This is a genomic window from Lysobacter yangpyeongensis (assembly GCF_042655745.1).
Lineage (GTDB): Bacteria > Pseudomonadota > Gammaproteobacteria > Xanthomonadales > Xanthomonadaceae > Agrilutibacter > Agrilutibacter yangpyeongensis.
Genome location: NZ_JBHSNM010000002.1, coordinates 646,284 through 661,630, shown reverse-complemented (window position 1 = coordinate 661,630; position 15,347 = coordinate 646,284). Strand labels below are relative to the sequence as shown.

The 15,347-nt window shown below is 70.5% G+C and carries 10 protein-coding genes and 1 pseudogene; 7 read left to right on the top strand and 4 right to left on the bottom strand.

Annotation, left to right across the window (positions count from 1 at the left end; all coding sequences use genetic code 11):
- Positions 1-82 precede the first annotated feature (82 nt).
- The 3 genes from ACFPN1_RS09795 to ACFPN1_RS09785 form a co-directional block, all read right to left on the bottom strand.
- Complete coding sequence (locus tag ACFPN1_RS09795) at positions 83-979, bottom strand: hypothetical protein (RefSeq protein WP_386754715.1); 897 nt, start codon at positions 977-979, stop codon at positions 83-85.
- Entirely contained in the window at positions 976-3,336 is a 2,361-nt protein-coding gene (locus ACFPN1_RS09790) for a prolyl oligopeptidase family serine peptidase (protein WP_386754714.1), read from the bottom strand. Before ACFPN1_RS09790 ends, ACFPN1_RS09795 begins: the two co-directional genes overlap by 4 nt.
- Before the next feature lie 118 nt (positions 3,337-3,454).
- On the bottom strand, positions 3,455-5,044 hold the full coding sequence (locus ACFPN1_RS09785) for an FAD-dependent oxidoreductase (protein WP_386754713.1): 1,590 nt from the start codon (positions 5,042-5,044) through the stop codon (positions 3,455-3,457).
- Positions 5,045-5,280: 236 nt separating this feature from the next.
- Between ACFPN1_RS09785 and ACFPN1_RS09780 the strand changes: the two genes are divergently transcribed.
- The 6 genes and pseudogenes from ACFPN1_RS09780 (at position 5,281) to ACFPN1_RS09755 (ending at position 12,219) form a co-directional block, all read left to right on the top strand.
- Positions 5,281-6,702, top strand: a complete 1,422-nt coding sequence (locus ACFPN1_RS09780) for a cytochrome ubiquinol oxidase subunit I (RefSeq protein ID WP_386754712.1) — start codon at positions 5,281-5,283, stop codon at positions 6,700-6,702.
- Positions 6,699-6,902 (top strand): hypothetical protein, encoded by a 204-nt coding sequence (locus ACFPN1_RS09775; protein WP_386754710.1) that lies wholly within the window; start codon positions 6,699-6,701, stop codon positions 6,900-6,902. The genes ACFPN1_RS09780 and ACFPN1_RS09775 overlap by 4 nt, the downstream gene beginning before the upstream one ends.
- Before the next feature lie 72 nt (positions 6,903-6,974).
- A pseudogene (locus tag ACFPN1_RS09770) lies at positions 6,975-7,154 on the top strand (GIY-YIG nuclease family protein); the annotation flags it as partial.
- Positions 7,155-7,399: 245 nt separating this feature from the next.
- Positions 7,400-8,407 carry a cytochrome d ubiquinol oxidase subunit II gene (gene cydB / locus ACFPN1_RS09765; RefSeq protein ID WP_386754709.1) on the top strand — a complete coding sequence of 336 codons (1,008 nt, stop codon included), beginning with the start codon at positions 7,400-7,402 and terminating at the stop codon, positions 8,405-8,407.
- A 181-nt stretch (positions 8,408-8,588) separates the two neighbouring features.
- Entirely contained in the window at positions 8,589-8,858 is a 270-nt protein-coding gene (locus ACFPN1_RS09760) for a YcgL domain-containing protein (protein WP_386754707.1), read from the top strand.
- 76 nt (positions 8,859-8,934) lie between these two features.
- Positions 8,935-12,219, top strand: coding sequence for an ankyrin repeat domain-containing protein (locus ACFPN1_RS09755; protein WP_386754863.1), 3,285 nt, complete (start codon positions 8,935-8,937; stop codon positions 12,217-12,219).
- A gap of 94 nt (positions 12,220-12,313) precedes the next feature.
- Here the strand turns inward: ACFPN1_RS09755 and ACFPN1_RS09750 are convergent, their stop codons facing one another.
- A complete protein-coding gene (locus tag ACFPN1_RS09750) occupies positions 12,314-14,179 on the bottom strand; it encodes a monovalent cation:proton antiporter-2 (CPA2) family protein (protein ID WP_386754706.1) in 1,866 nt (621 codons plus the stop codon).
- 154 nt (positions 14,180-14,333) lie between these two features.
- On the opposite strand from ACFPN1_RS09750, the gene ACFPN1_RS09745 reads away from it, so the two are divergent.
- On the top strand, positions 14,334-15,173 hold the full coding sequence (locus ACFPN1_RS09745) for a hypothetical protein (protein WP_386754705.1): 840 nt from the start codon (positions 14,334-14,336) through the stop codon (positions 15,171-15,173).
- The last annotated feature ends 174 nt before the right edge of the window (positions 15,174-15,347 follow it).

The following is a 15,347-nucleotide window of genomic DNA, read 5'->3' as shown; positions in this document are numbered from 1 at the left end:
TAGGGCGGCGTGCGGCGCGTCCGGAATCGCGTGCGGCCGGACGACGGTGAACCTTCCACGACGTCGACGGACGTCGACGCGATCAGCCGTCCCCGCACTCCGCTTCGGTCGGAATCAGCGGCAGCAGGGCATCGGCGTATTCCTCGGCCGCCCGGATCGCGTTCATCTCGTTCGCGGCCGATGCATCGCGTTCATAGACCGACTTCAGGCGCAGCGCCTTGTCCTCGGCCGCATGCGCGGCTTGCCGCAGGGTCTGCAATGCCGTGCGGCAATCCATCCCTTGCGGTCGATCCGGAAGTGCGGAGGCGCGGTGGGGCGCGACGGCACCGGCCGAGCCTGCGGCGGTGTCTGCAGCGGTGCGCTCGAGCGCCACGGAAAGCACCCGCGATTCGGTCGGCGCATAGCCGATCCGCATCGGTATCGACTCGTCGGCGTCGGCCCCGCAGCCGTTGAACACCCAGCGTTCCGATACGACGTCGGCGGATTCGCTCAGCACCTCGGCATCAATCGATGCGGGGTTGCCGCACTCCGCATAGGCTTCCTGGCCCTGCAGGTACGCCGCCAGGCGGATTTTCCGGTCGGTCAGGCTGCGTCCGTTGAAGGGCAGCGACAGGCCCGTTTCCAGCGCGCGCAGCTCCCATGCGCAGTGCCCGGGCGCATCGTTGGCGAGGGGCTCCGCGTGACGACGCTCGAACTCCGCGCGGTGCTCCGCTGTCGGCGCGCCCACGTTGGACTCGCCATCCATGTCGCGACCCGAGGCGATCTCTTCGGCGTACGACTGCTCCCAGCCTGCGAGCGCCGCGCGCAAGGGCACGGCGAGCGCGGGGAGCCGTTGCGCGCAGGCTGCCGCGATCAGCCGGTAGTCCATCGCGGTGCGATAGACGCGTACGTCATCGAGCGACCGCTCCCGGGCATGCGCGACGGCACACGCCGTCGCACCGATCGCCAGCAGCCACGCAGCCGCGGTGCGTCCGCTCACTTGAGGGTCCGCTCGAACAGCTCGTAGATCCGCCGGTACTCGTCGTACCACGCGTCCGGATGGGTGAAGCCGTGGCGTTCCATCGGGTACGGCGCGATTTCCCACTTGTCCTTGCGCAGTTCGATCAGGCGCTGCGTGAGCATCACCGAATCCTTGAAGAACACGTTGTCGTCGATCATGCCGTGCGCGATCAGCAGGTTGTCCTGCAGCTTGTCGGCGTACTCGATCGGCGAGGAGACCTTGTAGGCCTCGGGATCGAGTTCCGGCGTGTTGAGGATGTTGCTGGTGTACTCGTGGTTGTACTGCGACCAGTCGGCCACCGGACGCAGCGCGGCGCCGGCCTTGAACGTGCCCGGCGCGCGGAACAGCGCCATGAAGGTCATGAAGCCGCCGTAGGAGCCGCCGTAGATGCCGGCGTGGTCGCGGTCGCCCTGTTTGTTGGTCGCGAGCCAGTCGAGACCATCGAGGTAATCCTCGAGCTCCGGATGGCCCATGTTGCGGTAGATCGCCGTGCGCCAGTCGCGGCCGTAGCCTTCCGAGCCGCGGTAGTCGAGGTCGAGCACGATGTAGCCGTGCTGCACCAGCAGGTTGTGGAACATCTGCTCGCGGAAGTAGTTCGGGTAGCGCTCGTACACGTTCTGCAGGTAGCCGGCGCCGTGCACGAACATCACGATCGGATATTTCTTCCCGGGCTCGATCGTCTTCGGGCCGTAGAACTTGCCCCACACCGTGCCCGCGCCGTGCTTGCTGGGCACCTGCACGTATTCGGGCTGGATCCATTCGCGCGATTTGAATGCGTCGGTGCGCGTATCGGTGAGCTGCCGACCCTTGCCGGTGGCGATGTCCACCACCGACAGCTGCGGCGGCAGGTAGCTGCCCGAATGCCGTACCAGCAGCTGGTGGCCGTCGGGCGACAGGGTGAAGTCCTCCACGCCGCCCAGGTCGGTGACCTCGTGCAGGTTGCTGCCGTCGCGGCCGACCGCGCACACGTCGTAGCGGCCCGGCCACTTGCGGTTGCACAGGAAGTAGAACGTCGCGCCGTCCGCCGACAGCTGCGGCGCCGACACCTCCCACTTGCCGGAGGTCAGCGGGTGCGGCTTGCCGGTTTCCGCGCCGACGTACAGGTGCGAATAGCCGCCTTCTTCGGACAGCAGCCACAGCTGGCCGTCCGGCGTCCAGCCGAAATCGTTGAAGCTCCAGTTGATCCACGCCGGATCGGTGAGGCGGTGCCGCGGCTGCAGCTTCGCGCTGGCGAGGTCGAGCGTGGCGATCCAGCGGTCCTTGTTGTCGATCGCGCGGATCATCACCGCGACGCTGCGGCCGTCGTCGGTCCAGCGGATCGAGGGCGGGCCGCTGTTGTCGCCGCTGGTCAGCACCTGCACGTCGCGGTTGCCCTTCAGCGGCTCCTGCTTCGCCGCCTTGCGCAACGCGGCCAGCGGGTCGTCCTTGATGCCGGGCAGCGCATCGAACTTCACTTCGGTGACCTTCGCCGTGGCCACTTCCACCAGCCACAACTTCTGCGGCAGCGGGGCGTTATGGCCGACGCGGGTGCGCGCTTCCTCGAATTCCTCGTAACCCGACTCGGTCACGTAACGCGGCAGCTTGCCGGCCTGGCCGGCGTCGGCGTCCTTCGCGGTGGTTACCACCAGCAGCCAGCGCGCATCGGGCGACAGCAGGCTGTCGACGATGGTGACGTCGTTGCCGAGGTAGGCCGGCAGCGGCGCGCGCGAGGGATCCTCGCTGCGCCAGCGCTCGTCCTGTTCGCGCGCGGCATCGCGGCGCGCCTTGTCGTCGCGCAGCGTGCGGAGCATGTCGAACTGGCGTTCGCGCAGGTCGTCGGCCTTGGGCGCGGCGCCCGGATCCTTCTCGGCCTTGACCACCGCGGCCTGGGCGACGCCGGTGCCGGCGCGCCACCGGTACCAGTCGTTGCCGACGCGGAAGACCAGGCCGCCGTCGCGGCTCCACTGCGGCAGGGCTTCGGCGACGTCGGTGCGCGTCACCTGGGTGAGCGCGCCGCTGCGCAGGTCGCGCACGAACACGTCGCCGCCGCGCACGAAGGCCATGCGCGCATGGCCAGCGTCGAAGACGGGGGTGGCCGCGTCCAGCTCCGCACGCGCGCTGCCGTCGACCTTCGTCGCCGCGCCGCCATCGACCGGCTGGCGGTAGGTATCGCGGATCGCGGCGCCTTCGCGCTTGAGCAGGTATTGCACCTGCTTGCCATCCCACGACCACCACGCCTGTTCGACCGGCGAACCGATCCAGTCCGGGTCGGCCATGGCCTGGTCGAGCGTGATCGGGGTTTGCGCGAGGGCGGAAGTAGCGAGCAGCAGGACGGAAAGCGGCAGCAGACGGCGCATGGGCGTGACCGGTGGAAAGAACCGGGCGGCAGGTTAGCAGCCGTGCCCGTCGCGGACCGGGCCAAAGGTCATGCCGCGTCGCGACCGGTGCCGAATGCACAGGACCGGCAAGCCGGCGTCAGTGCGTCGCGTGCGGCGCCTGGTGCGCGTCGCCGGCCCGCCGCGCCACCGCGGAACCGGCCGGCGCCAGGCCGCGATCGGCCGGACCGTTGAGGCGCGCGCCGTCGCGCGGATCGAAGCGCGAACCGTGGCAGGGGCAGTCCCAGCTGGATTCGGCCGCGTTCCAATGCACCACGCAGCCCAGGTGCGGACAGACGGCCGAATGCAGGTGCAGTTCGCCGTCGTCGTCGCGCCACGCGGCGATCTTGTGCAGGCCGTCGCGCAGGATCGCGGCCTGGCCCACGCCGATGCGTGAACTGTCGTCGAGCTCGCCGCCGCTGAGCAGTTCGCCGTAGTACGGCACGAAGTTGAGGTTCTCGCGCAGGTACTCGTCGGCTGCGCGCAGCGTGCGCCGGTCGGGCGCGTAGATCTCGCGCCACGGCGAATCGCGGCCTTCGACGAGGTCGGCGATCAGCATTCCGGCGATCGTGCCGTGGGTCAGGCCGTTGCCGGAATCGCCGGTGGCGACGAAGACGTTGTGGGCGCGGCCGGGATTGCGGCCGATGAAGGCGAGCCCGTCGATCGGCTCGATGATCTGCCCGGACCAGCGATAACCGACCGCGCCGGCCATGGGGAAATGCTGGCGCGTCCAGCGTTCCAGTTCGGCGAAGTGCCGCTGCGGGTGTTCGTCCTGCCCGACCTTGCGGTCCTCGCCGCCGACGAGCAGCCAGTCGACGCCGTCGGCGCGCGCGCTGCGCACGTAGTGGTACGGATCCAGCGTGTCCCACAGCAGCGCGTCGGGCACCTCGCCGGCGCTGATGCGCGCGGCGATCACGTAGCTGCGGTACGCGGCCTGCTTGGTGTGCAGCGCGAGTCGGTCGTTGAACGGCACGTGCGTGGCGACCACGATGGCGTCGCAGTCGATGCGCGTCCCGTCGTGGGTCAGCACGTGCGCCTCGCGACCGCCTTCGACGTGGCTCGCGCTCGCGCCGTGCAGGCGGCCGCCCGCGGCTTCGATCGCGCGCGCCAGTCCCGCCAGATAACGCAGGACGTGGAAGCGGGCCTGGCCGCGGAAACGCAGGGCATCGCCGAACCCCGCCAGCGCGCCCGGTGCGCCGGGAACGCGCTCGCAGGCCACGCCGGCGCGCGAGGCGGCGTCATATTCGCGATCGAGGATGCCCGCGCGCCGATCGCCCAGGCCCTGCACCAGGTAGCCGTCGACACGGGCGAAATCGCAGTCGATGCGCTCCACCGTGCAGATCGCCTCGATCATGTCGATGGCCGCGCCGTGGCTCTGTGCCGCCACGCGCGCGCGTTCGCCGCCGTGCAGCTGTTCCAGTTCGAAATAGCGATCGTCCAGCGCGTTGCACAGGTGGCCGGTGGTGCGCGCGCTCTGACCGCCGCGCAGGCCGCGCTCGTCGATCACCAGCACGTCCTTGCCGATCGCGGCCAACCGATACGCGGTGGTCAGCCCGGCGATGCCGGCGCCGACCACGCACACCTGCGTGCGTTGCGAACCGGGCAGCGGCGGGAGTTCCGGAACGGTTGCCGTATCCATCCACAGCGACAGGCTGCCGCCATCGCTGCTGCCGTCGGGCGCCCTGTCCATCGCGCACTCCTTCGCCGCGGTCGATACCGTACGGGTCGAGCCTGCGCGGGCGGAGGTGAACTCCGCGTCCATGCGCCGTGAGGCCTGGGTGATGCGATGCGTGCGAGGCGTCGCGCGCGACTGCTCCGGTCGGGGCCTCGTGCAACTGCTCCTGTTCCCGGCGGGATTTGCGGCGCACAATACGCAGCCGCGGCGCTCCCCACGTGCCGCGGAGAGGTCGCGTGGATGCATCGTGGTTGTCCCCGTTGTTCCTGTCGCGGGTGCAGTTCGGCTTCGTCATTTCCTGCCACATCCTGTTCCCGGCCTTCACCATCGGCCTGGCGAGCTGGCTGGCCTTCCTCGAGTTCCGCTGGCTGCGCACGCGCGACACCGTCTGGCGCGACCTCTATTTCTTCTGGCTGAAGATCTTCGCCGTGTCCTTCGGCATGGGCGTGGTCAGCGGCATCGTCATGAGCTTCCAGTTCGGCACCAATTGGGCGGTGCTGAGCGAGAAGGCGGGCAACATTCTCGGGCCGCTGCTCTCGTACGAGGTGCTGACGGCGTTCTTCCTCGAGGCGACGTTCCTCGGCGTGATGCTGTTCGGCGCCAGGCGCGTGCCGGAGAAACTGCACTTCTTCGCCACCTGCATGGTCGCGCTGGGCACGCTGATCTCCACCTTCTGGATCATCTCGGCCAACAGCTGGATGCAGACGCCGCAGGGCTACACGCTCACCGCCGACGGCGTGTTCGAGCCGGCGAGCTGGTGGGCGATCGTGTTCAATCCCTCGTTCCCGGTGCGGCTCGCGCACATGGTGCTGGCGGCATTCATCACCACCTGCTTCGTGATCGGCGGCGTCAGCGCGGGTTACCTGCGCCGCGGCGTGCACGTCGAGGCCGGGCGGCGGATGCTGAAACTCGCGGTGGTGTTCGCGGCGATCGCGGTGCCGGTGCAGATCTTCGTCGGCGACCAGCACGGGCTCAACGTCGGCGAACACCAGCCGGTGAAGCTGGCGGCGATCGAAGGCCATTGGGAAGCGGGTCCGAAAGGCGAGGGCGTGCCGCTGGTGCTGTTCGCGCTGCCCGACCAGAAAGCCGAGCGCAACGATTACGAAGTCGCCGTGCCGCGGCTGGGCAGCCTGATCCTGACCCATTCGCTGGATGGCGAGATCCAGCCGCTGAAATCGGTGCCCGCCGACGACCGCCCGCCGGTCGCGCCGGTGTTCTTCGCCTTCCGCGTGATGGTGGGGCTGGGCACGTTGATGCTGCTGGTCGTGATCGCTTCGCTGTGGCAATGGCGGCGCCGGCGCCTGTTCGACACGCCGTGGCTGCTGAACGGCTGGCGCGCGATGACGCTCACCGGCTTCGCTGCGCTGCTGGCGGGCTGGTACGTGGTCGAAATCGGCCGCCAGCCGTACGTGGTCTATGGCCTGCTGCGCACCGCCCAGGCGGTGACGCCGACGCTGGCCGCGGGCAGCGTCGCGACCTCGCTGCTGGTGTTCGCCGCGGTGTACTTCACCGTGTTCGGCGCGGGCATCTGGTACCTGCTCAAGCTGATCAGAAAGGGACCGCAGCCGCACGAGCCGGTGCCGGAGCGCGACGCGGGCGAACGCACGCCGGCGCGTCCGCTGTCGGTGGGGGATCGGGCGGTGGAGGATGCGGCGACGGGGAGGGGGGCATGAGTACTGCTTTTGCCGTTGCCGTTGCCGCCGTTGCCGCCGTTGCCGCCGTTACCGTCGCCGATGCCGCCGTCGCCGTTGTTTTTGCTGTTGCCTTTGCCTTTGCCCGTCATTCCTGCGAAAGCAGGAATCCAGTGCCTTTGCCCCACGGAGTCTTCAAGGATGAAGCAACCCGCCGTCTACATTCTGGCCAGTGGCCGTAATGCGACGCTCACACGGGAGTCACCAGTGCACTCGTCCAGCGCGTCTGGCAGCACCGCGAACACGCGCTAGACGGATTTGCCAGCCGCCACGGCGTCACGATGCTCGTCTGGTACGAACTTCACGGCTCGATGGAGGCGGCGATTACGAGGGAGAAGCAGGTCAAGGCGTGGAAGCGGCAGTGGAAGATCGAGTTGATCGAGAAAGGAAATCCGTATTGGCGGGATCTGTGGGGGGAGATTCTCGATCACTGATCGGAAGACGGGAGGCACTGGATTCCTGCTTTCGCAGGAATGACGAGCAAGGGCGAAAGCAGCAGCAATAGCAACGGCAACGGCAAGAGCTGCAACAGCAACAGCAGCAGCACAGCAGAAGCAGAAGCACAGAAGCAGAAGCGCCAGTACCAGCACCAGCACCAGCACCAGCACCAGCACCAGCACCAGCAATCACGACGCCGCAGGCGCAACGGCAGATCGCACCCAACCGCACAGGAAACACGATGGACTACTGGCTCCCCATCATCTGGTTCGCCGTGATCGGTTTCGGCGTGCTGATGTACGTGCTGCTCGACGGCTTCGTGCTCGGGCTCGGGATCCTCGCGCCGTTCGCCGAGGACGAGCACCAGCTCGATCACATGATGAATACCGCCGCGCCGATCTGGGACGGCAACGAGACCTGGCTGGTGCTCGGTGGCGCCGGCCTGCTCGCGGCGTTTCCCAAGGCCTATGCGGTGGTGCTCTCGGCGCTGTATCTGCCGGTGCTGCTGATGCTGATCGCGCTGGTGTTCCGTGGCGTCGCTTTCGAGTTCCGCTTCAAGGCGACGCGGGCGAAGCCAGCGTGGGGCGCGGCCTTCGCGCTGGGCTCGATGTTCGCGGCGTTCGCGCAGGGCGTGATCCTCGGCGCACTGGTCGAGGGCATGCCGCTGCAGGGCGGCAAGTACGTCGGCGGTGCGTTCGGCTGGTTCAGCCCGTTCTCGATGCTGACCGGCGTCGCCGTCGTGTTCGGCTATGCGCTGCTGGGTTCCACCTGGCTGATCCTGAAGACCGAAGGCCGCATGCAGCAGATCGCGCGCACGCTGACGCGGCCGCTGGTGCTGGTGGTGGTGGCGTTCATGGGCCTGGTCAGTGCGTGGCTGCCGTTCCTGGACTCGCGGATCATGGCGCGCTGGTTCGAAGGCGGGAATTTCTGGTGGCTGGCGCCAGTGCCGCTGCTGGCGCTGCTCAATGCGTTCGCGCTGTGGCGGGCGGCGATGCGGCAGGGGCGCGACGCCGCGCCGTTCCTGCTGACGCTGTGCTTCTTCGCGCTCGGCTTCGCCGGGCTGGTGCTGGGCATCTGGCCGAACATCGTGCCGCCGGGCCTGTCGATCTGGGACGCGGCCTCGCCGCCGGCGTCGCAGGGTTTCGTCGGCGTCGGCCTGATCGTGCTGCTGCCGGCGATCCTCGGTTACACGTGGTGGTCGTACAGCGTGTTCAGGGGCAAGGTCGCGGCGGACGCGGGGTATCACTGACGCACTGCTGCTCCCCACGCAGGGCTGCACTGTCGCCCGGGGCGAGCACGGCCGCGCCTTCACGCGGCCGATGAAAAAGGCCGGTGAACGCGCCCATTTTCGAGCGTGAAAATGCTCCCCGCGCGGATGCGGACGGTTATGCTGTACGCGTTGTCACGCGGCGAGTCCGTCCCCCGATCGCATGCAAGCCTACGTCTACAAGAGCCTGCGCAAGGCCGACACCTACGTGTACCTCGGGGCGCGCGACGATTTCGCGCGCCTGCCCGAACCGCTGCGCAGCCAGCTGGGCAGCCTGCAGTTCGTGCTCGAGGTGGCGCTGACACCCGAACGCCGGCTCGCCCGCGAGGACGTCGAGGTGGTGCGCGGCAACCTCGCCGCGCGCGGCTTCCACCTGCAGTTTCCGCCGACGGTCGCCGACCCGATGACGGATGACTGGGGCACCGATGCCTGAGGCGATTGCAACGGCGCCCGACGTGCAGCCCGCCGATGCGCCGGCCCGGGCCGCGGCCCGCAGCCCGCGCCAGGTCATGGCCTGGATCGCCTTCGCATGCGGTATTGCGTTGGCCGGCCTCGCCGGTTTCGGCGGGATCGCGGCCGTCGCCGCGTTGCTGGCGCAGCCCGCGTTCGCGCTGGCGGTGGCGCAGCGGCGTGGCCGCGAATTCGCCGCGCCGCGCGCATTGCTGGTCGAAGCCGGCTGGCTGGCGGCGCTGTGGAGCGGTGCGGCGGTGCTGGTGTTCGCGCTGGTGGCCTGGCCGCTGTCGGCACTGATCGACGGCGGCTCGCTGAGTGCGGCGCTGGGCCTGAGCCTGGTGGCCGGCGTCGTGGTGCTGGCGCTGTGGCGCCTGTGGCCGCTGTGGCACGGCATGGAAACCGAGGGCGGCGCGCCCGCGCGGCACTGGAGCGAGCTGGGCGAACTCGATGCCGGCGCCTGGCGCGGCTGCGGCGTCGCCGCGATCGTCACCGTCCTGCTGGGCGTGCTGGTGCTGCTGGCGTGGCCGGACCTGCTGGGCGCGACCGCACGCTGGTCGCTGGCGGCGCTGCTTGTCGCTGCCTCGCCGCTGCTGCACTGGCTCCTGCAGCGCACCGCGCCGGCCGACGCGCTGCCGGAACCCGAAATCGACGTCGAACCGGACACCGGGAGCGCAAGCGAACTCCCGCTCAGCGGCCTGCCGCTGGAAGCCGAGCTGTATGCCGCCGCACGCGCCGGTCGCGTGGAGCAGGCCCTGCAGCTGATCGACGCCGGGGCCGACGTGCACGCGCCGCCGCCGCACGAGGACCGCGACCAGCGCAGCCTCGCCGTGCTCGCCGCGGTGCTGCCCGACCTGCGCCTGCTGCGCGCGCTCATCGCCCACGGCGCCGACCTCAACGCCGCGCACGCCGGCATGACGCCGCTGCTCGCCGCCACCCGCGACAGCTGGCACGGCCGCCCGGACGCGGTGATGACCCTGCTCGCCAACGGCGCCGATCCGCGCGCCGTCGACCATGACGGCAACACCGCGCTGCATCACGCCGCGCGCAGTTCCGATCCGGGCGTCGCCGCACTGCTGCGCGATGCCGCCGCCGAGATCGATCCGCTCAACGTCGACGGCCTCTCGCCGCTCGGCGTCGCCTGCTCGGTAGGCAACTGGCGGCTGGCGAAATTCCTGCTCGAGCGCGGCGCCAAACCCGAACCGCCCGGCGGCCAGCCGGCGCTGCTCGCGGCGGCCGGCGGCGAGGAAGACGACGTCGCCGGCGTGCAGCTGCTGCTCAAGCACAAGGCCAGGGTCGACGCGCGCGATGCGCACGGCCGCAGCGCCCTGCACGAAGCCGCGTTCGCCGGCCATGTCGAGATCGTCGAAGTCCTGCTCGCCGCCGGCGCCGATGCCGCCGCGACCGATCGCCTGGCGCGCACGCCGGTGCTCGAAGCCGCGCGTGGCGGCCGCCTCGCCGTGCTCGAACGCCTGCTCACGCAGTTGCCCGGTGCCTCGCGCAGCGGCGCGCCCGGCCACGAGGTCGCCGCGGTGGACGCGCACGGCCGTGGCGCGCTGATGCTGGCGGCGATGTCGGAGAACGCCACACCCGCGCTGATCGAACGCCTGCTGGCGCTCGGCCTCGATGCCGACGCGCGCGACTTCGAGGACAAGCGCGCGATCGACCGCGCGGCCGAAGCCGGGCGCTGGGCGCTGGTCGCGGCGCTCGATCGCGCCTATCCGCTGCCCTCGGCGGTGAGCGATGCCGCCGATGCGAGCGAACCGCTGCCCGATCGCGCCCCCGCCGCGCTGCTGCGCGAAGGCCTGCACGAGCGGCGCGGCAGTGAACTGGGTGGGCTCGCGCAGCTGCTCGGTCCGGCCGAACTGGGCGCGCTGCTGCACGACGAAGCGCCCGCGCCCGGCGCCGACCAGGTCGAACGCCTGCTGCTGTGGGGCGCCGATCCGTCCGTGCGCGACCCGAACGGCGACACGCCGCTGTTTGTGCTGCTCGCCCGCGGCCCGGCCGCGTTGCCGGCGCTGCACGCGCTGCTGCGGCGCGGCGTGTCGCCGGCCGGCAGCGGTGGCCTCGCACGCTTCCTCGCCGCCTGCTCGGCCAGCGAACAGGCGGCGCGCGGGCTCGAATACTTCGCCCTGGACCTGCTCGAACGCGGCGCCGACCCCTTCGCACCGTCGCCCGCCGGCGATCCGCCACTGGCCCTGGCCGTGCGCCTGGGCTGGTCGCGCCTGGTCGACCGCCTGCTCGCGATCGGCGTGAGCCTGGACAGCCGCGACAGCCACGGCATGAGCGCGCTGCACCTGGCCGCCGCGCTGGGTCGCGAGGCGATGCTGAAGAAGCTGGTCGCCCATGGCGCAGCGCCCGACCTGCTGGCCGCCGACGGGCAGACGCCGCTGGGCGTCGCGCTGTCCTCGGGCCGCCGCGATCTCGCCGACTGGCTCGACTGGCGCGGCTGGCCGCTGCCGCGGCGCCCGCTGCGTGCGCAGGACGTGCCCGCCGCGGCGATCGTCGGCGATGCCGATGCGGTGCGCCGCCTGCTCGACCTCGGCCTGCCCGTCGATGCCGCCGACAGCCAGGGCTGCAGCGCGTTGCTGCGTGCAGCCGGTGGCGGCCATCGCGCGGTCGTCGACCTGCTGCTGGCGCGCGGCGCCGATCCGCAACTCGCCGCGAATTCCGGCGCGACGCCGCTGTCCGCGGCGGTGAGCATGCGCCATGTCGAAGTCGTCGATCGCCTGATCGCCGCCGGCGTCTCGCTCGAGCAGCGCCTTCCCGGCGACCTCACCGTGCTGATGGTCGCCTGCGCGCTCGGCCTGCCCGACATGGCCGCGCGCCTGCTGTCGGCCGGTGCCGACGTGCAGGCCACCGACGCGCAGGGCCGCACCGCGTTGCATTGCGCGGCGATGTTCGGGTTCACCGCGCGCGAGCGCGCGCGCCTGGTCGCGTTGCTCGACACGTTGCTGCTGGCCGGCGCCGAAGCCGATGCGCCCGCCGCCGGCGCCACGCCGCTGCTGTTGCTGCTCGGGGCGCGCGCGGAACCCGGATCGGCTGCGGACGAGGAAGTGCTGATGGCCGGCATCGACCAGTTGCTCGATCACGACGCGCGCCTGGACGCGCAGGATCCGCGCGGCTTCGGTCCGCTGCACCTGGCCGCGCTGCACGGGCTGATGCGCGTGGTGCTCAAGCTGCTGCGCGCCGGCGCCGATCCGGGCCAGCGCGACACGCTCAACCGCACGCCGCGCGAGATCGCGGTGATGCGCGGCTTCGTCGACATCGCCGCCGAACTCGCACCCGCGCCGGTGGCGCCGGGCCAGGACGTGTCGATGGCGCGCTTTCTGCGCGATCGCTGAGCGCGGATCGCGGATCGCTCTGATCGAGGATTGCTGATCGCGGCTCGGCCGCGGCGCATTGCCGCGGCCGTCGTCGAAACCCGTCCGTTTGCCGTTACGCCTGGCTGGCCGCGTCCTCGCGCGCGGGCTTGTCCGCCACGATCTCGCCCAGCACGCCTTCGCCGGCGTCGGCGCTGAACAGGTCTTCGAGCTCGCGCCGCGCATCCTGCACGGTCTGCTTCAGCGCATCCTCGTCGTCGCGCACTTCGTACTGCGCCTTGAGCAGACGCTCGTCGTGCTCGTGGAAGCGCTGCGCATGCTGGCGCGCGGTGTCCGCCGGCACGCCCAGTTCCACCAGCACCTGTTCGCCCAGCTTGAGGCTGGAATGGAAGGTCTCGCGCATCACCTTCGCGCCCAGGTCCATCAGGTCCCAGGCGTGGCGACGGTCGCGGGCGCGCGCGAACACGGTCGCGTCGGGATACAGGCGGCGGATCGCTTCCACTGTGCGCAGGTTGTCGTCCTGGTTGTCGATCGCGATCACGAACACCTTCACGCCCGCCGCGCCGGCCGAACGCAGCAGGTCTGGCTTGGCCGGATCGCCGTAATAGATCAGGTTGCCGAAACGCCGGGAGAAATCGACCTGCTCGATGTCGTTCTCGATCGCGATGAACGGCGTGCGGTGCGCGGCGAGCATGCGCGCGACGATCTGGCCGAAGCGGCCGAAGCCCGCGATCAGCACCTGCGGATGGCCGTCGGGAATCGCGTCGAAGGCGCGCTTGGGTTTCGCCACCGGATGCGCCGCGAGCAGGCGCGACACCGAGATCACCAGCAGCGGCGTGAGCGCCATCGACACGCCGACCGCGGCGACGAGGCGATCGCGCAGCGCGTTGTCGAACAGGCCTGCCTTCACCGCTTCGCCGAACACCACGAAGGCGAATTCGCCGCCCAGCGCCAGCACCGCGGCGAGTTGCAAGGCCTCGCGCCGGCCCGCGCCGCCGGGGCCCAGGCCCACCGCGACGAGCAGCGCGAACTTGATCGTCATGAACGCGAGCACGATCGCCGCGATCAGCAGCGGTTCGGCGAGCACGCGCTGCACGTCGATGCTCATGCCCACGGCCATGAAGAACAGGCCCAGCAGCAGGCCCTTGAACGGATCGATCTGCGATTCCAGCTCGTGCCGGTATTCCGAATCGGCCAGCAGCACGCCGGCGAGGAACGCGCCCAGGCCCGCGGACAGGCCGGCCAGCTGCATCACCCACGCCGCGCCGAGCACGGTCAGCAGCGCGGCACCGGTGAAGACTTCCGGCATCCGCGTGCGCGCCACGATGCGGAACAGGTGCCGCAGCACGATGCGGCCGCCCAGCACCACCACCGCGATCGCCACCACCGCCTTGAGTACCGCCAGGCCGATCGGTTCGCTGCCCTGCACGCGCGCGTGGCCGAGCAGCGGAATCGCCGCCAGCAGCGGGATCGCCGCGAGGTCCTGGAACAGCAGGATCGCGAACGCGAGGCGGCCGTGTTCGCTCGCCAGCGCCTTGCGCTCGGACAGCAGCTGCAGGCCGACCGCGGTCGAGGACAGGGCCAGGCCCAGGCCCGCGACCAGCGCCGCCTTCCAGTCGAAGGTGTTGCTCAGGGTCGCATCGCCGAGCAGCGTCGCGCCCAGCATCGCGGCCACGGCCAGGGCGAGTCCGCTGAGCAGCACCTGCGCGCCGCCCGCGCCGAACACCGGCTTGCGCATCACCCGCAGGCGCGCGGGCGACAGCTCCAGGCCGATCACGAACAACATCATCACCACGCCGATCTCCGACGCGGTCAGCACGCGGTCCGCATTGCGGATCACGCCGATGCCGTGCGGCCCCAGCGCCACGCCCGCGGCGAGGTAGCCCAGCACCGCGCCCAGTCCGAAGCGCCGGAACACCGGCACCGCGATCACCGCGGCGAGCAGGAACACCAGCGCGAGTTCGAGACCACCATCGTGCATACGCCACCTCCGTTTGCGCGATTATGCCGCCCGGATGTGCGCGAGCCGCACGGGCGAGCGTCCGGCGCCGCTCCGGCATGCCAGGCAGCGCGGAGCGGCCGTTCCGGCGCCGCGCTCGCGTCCTATGGGAAGGGTCACGATGACGGAGATGGACATGCACACGATGTCGTTCAGAACGGTCGCGACGGTGGCCGTGGCATGGCTTGCGCTGGCCGGCGTCGCACACGCGGGCGAGGCCAGCGGCTACTTCCGCATGGGCGAGACGCGTCTCGACGTGCGCCATGCGGTCGCGGTGATGGAGGACGCGCCGCTGGACGATGGCGAGCGCAACACGCTGGTCTTCCTCAGCGCCGCGCCGCTCGATGCGGGCCAGGTCGCGGCGGCCTTCGACCCGATGGACGCAGTGCGCGAACAGGAACCTGCCGGCGGGTACCTCCGCCTGTGCATCACCGTCGATGGCGGCGATTGCGGCCTGTTCTTCTCGCCGGAAGGTTTCAACAGCGGCGGCTACGGCGAACTCGCGCTCGAGGAGCAGGGCGACAGGCGCATCGCCGGCCGCTTCGCGCTCGCGCAGCCGGAAGATTTCATGGGCAAGGACTACCAGTTCGACCTGCGCTTCGCCGCGGACATCACGCCGGCGCCCGGCAGCGGTCTGCCATCCGGTGGTGGCGCACCGGGCGCGGCCTACAACGCGTATCTGAACGCGCTGGCGAAGGACGATGTGGCCGCGCTGCGCGCGATGGCCGGCGAAGACGGGCAATGGCGCTATCCCGAGGACGATCCGACGGCGGCCAGGGAAGCGCTGAAGTCGGCCCGCGACGGCCAGCCGCTGCGGGCCGAGATCGCCCGCGGTCGCCTGCACGGGAACAACGCGATCCTGTGGGTGCGCGGCGTGGACCGCGACGACATCGAACGCGCGGGCCGCGTGCTGATGGTCCGGGACGGGAAGGACTGGCGCTTCGAGGAAGCGGATCTCGAGAGCGTCGACCAGTAGGTGCGCTCTCGCCAATCCGTGGCAGCAGGTGCCGGAGCAAGGCGCCCGCGATCCTGATGCCACCGATCCGGGCATCGGTGTCCCGCACGGACCGGGACTGCGACTGCCGAGCAGGCTGGCCGACGACTGATCGATGTGCCTGCTGCAAGCAGCGAAATCCTGCGGCTTGGGTCC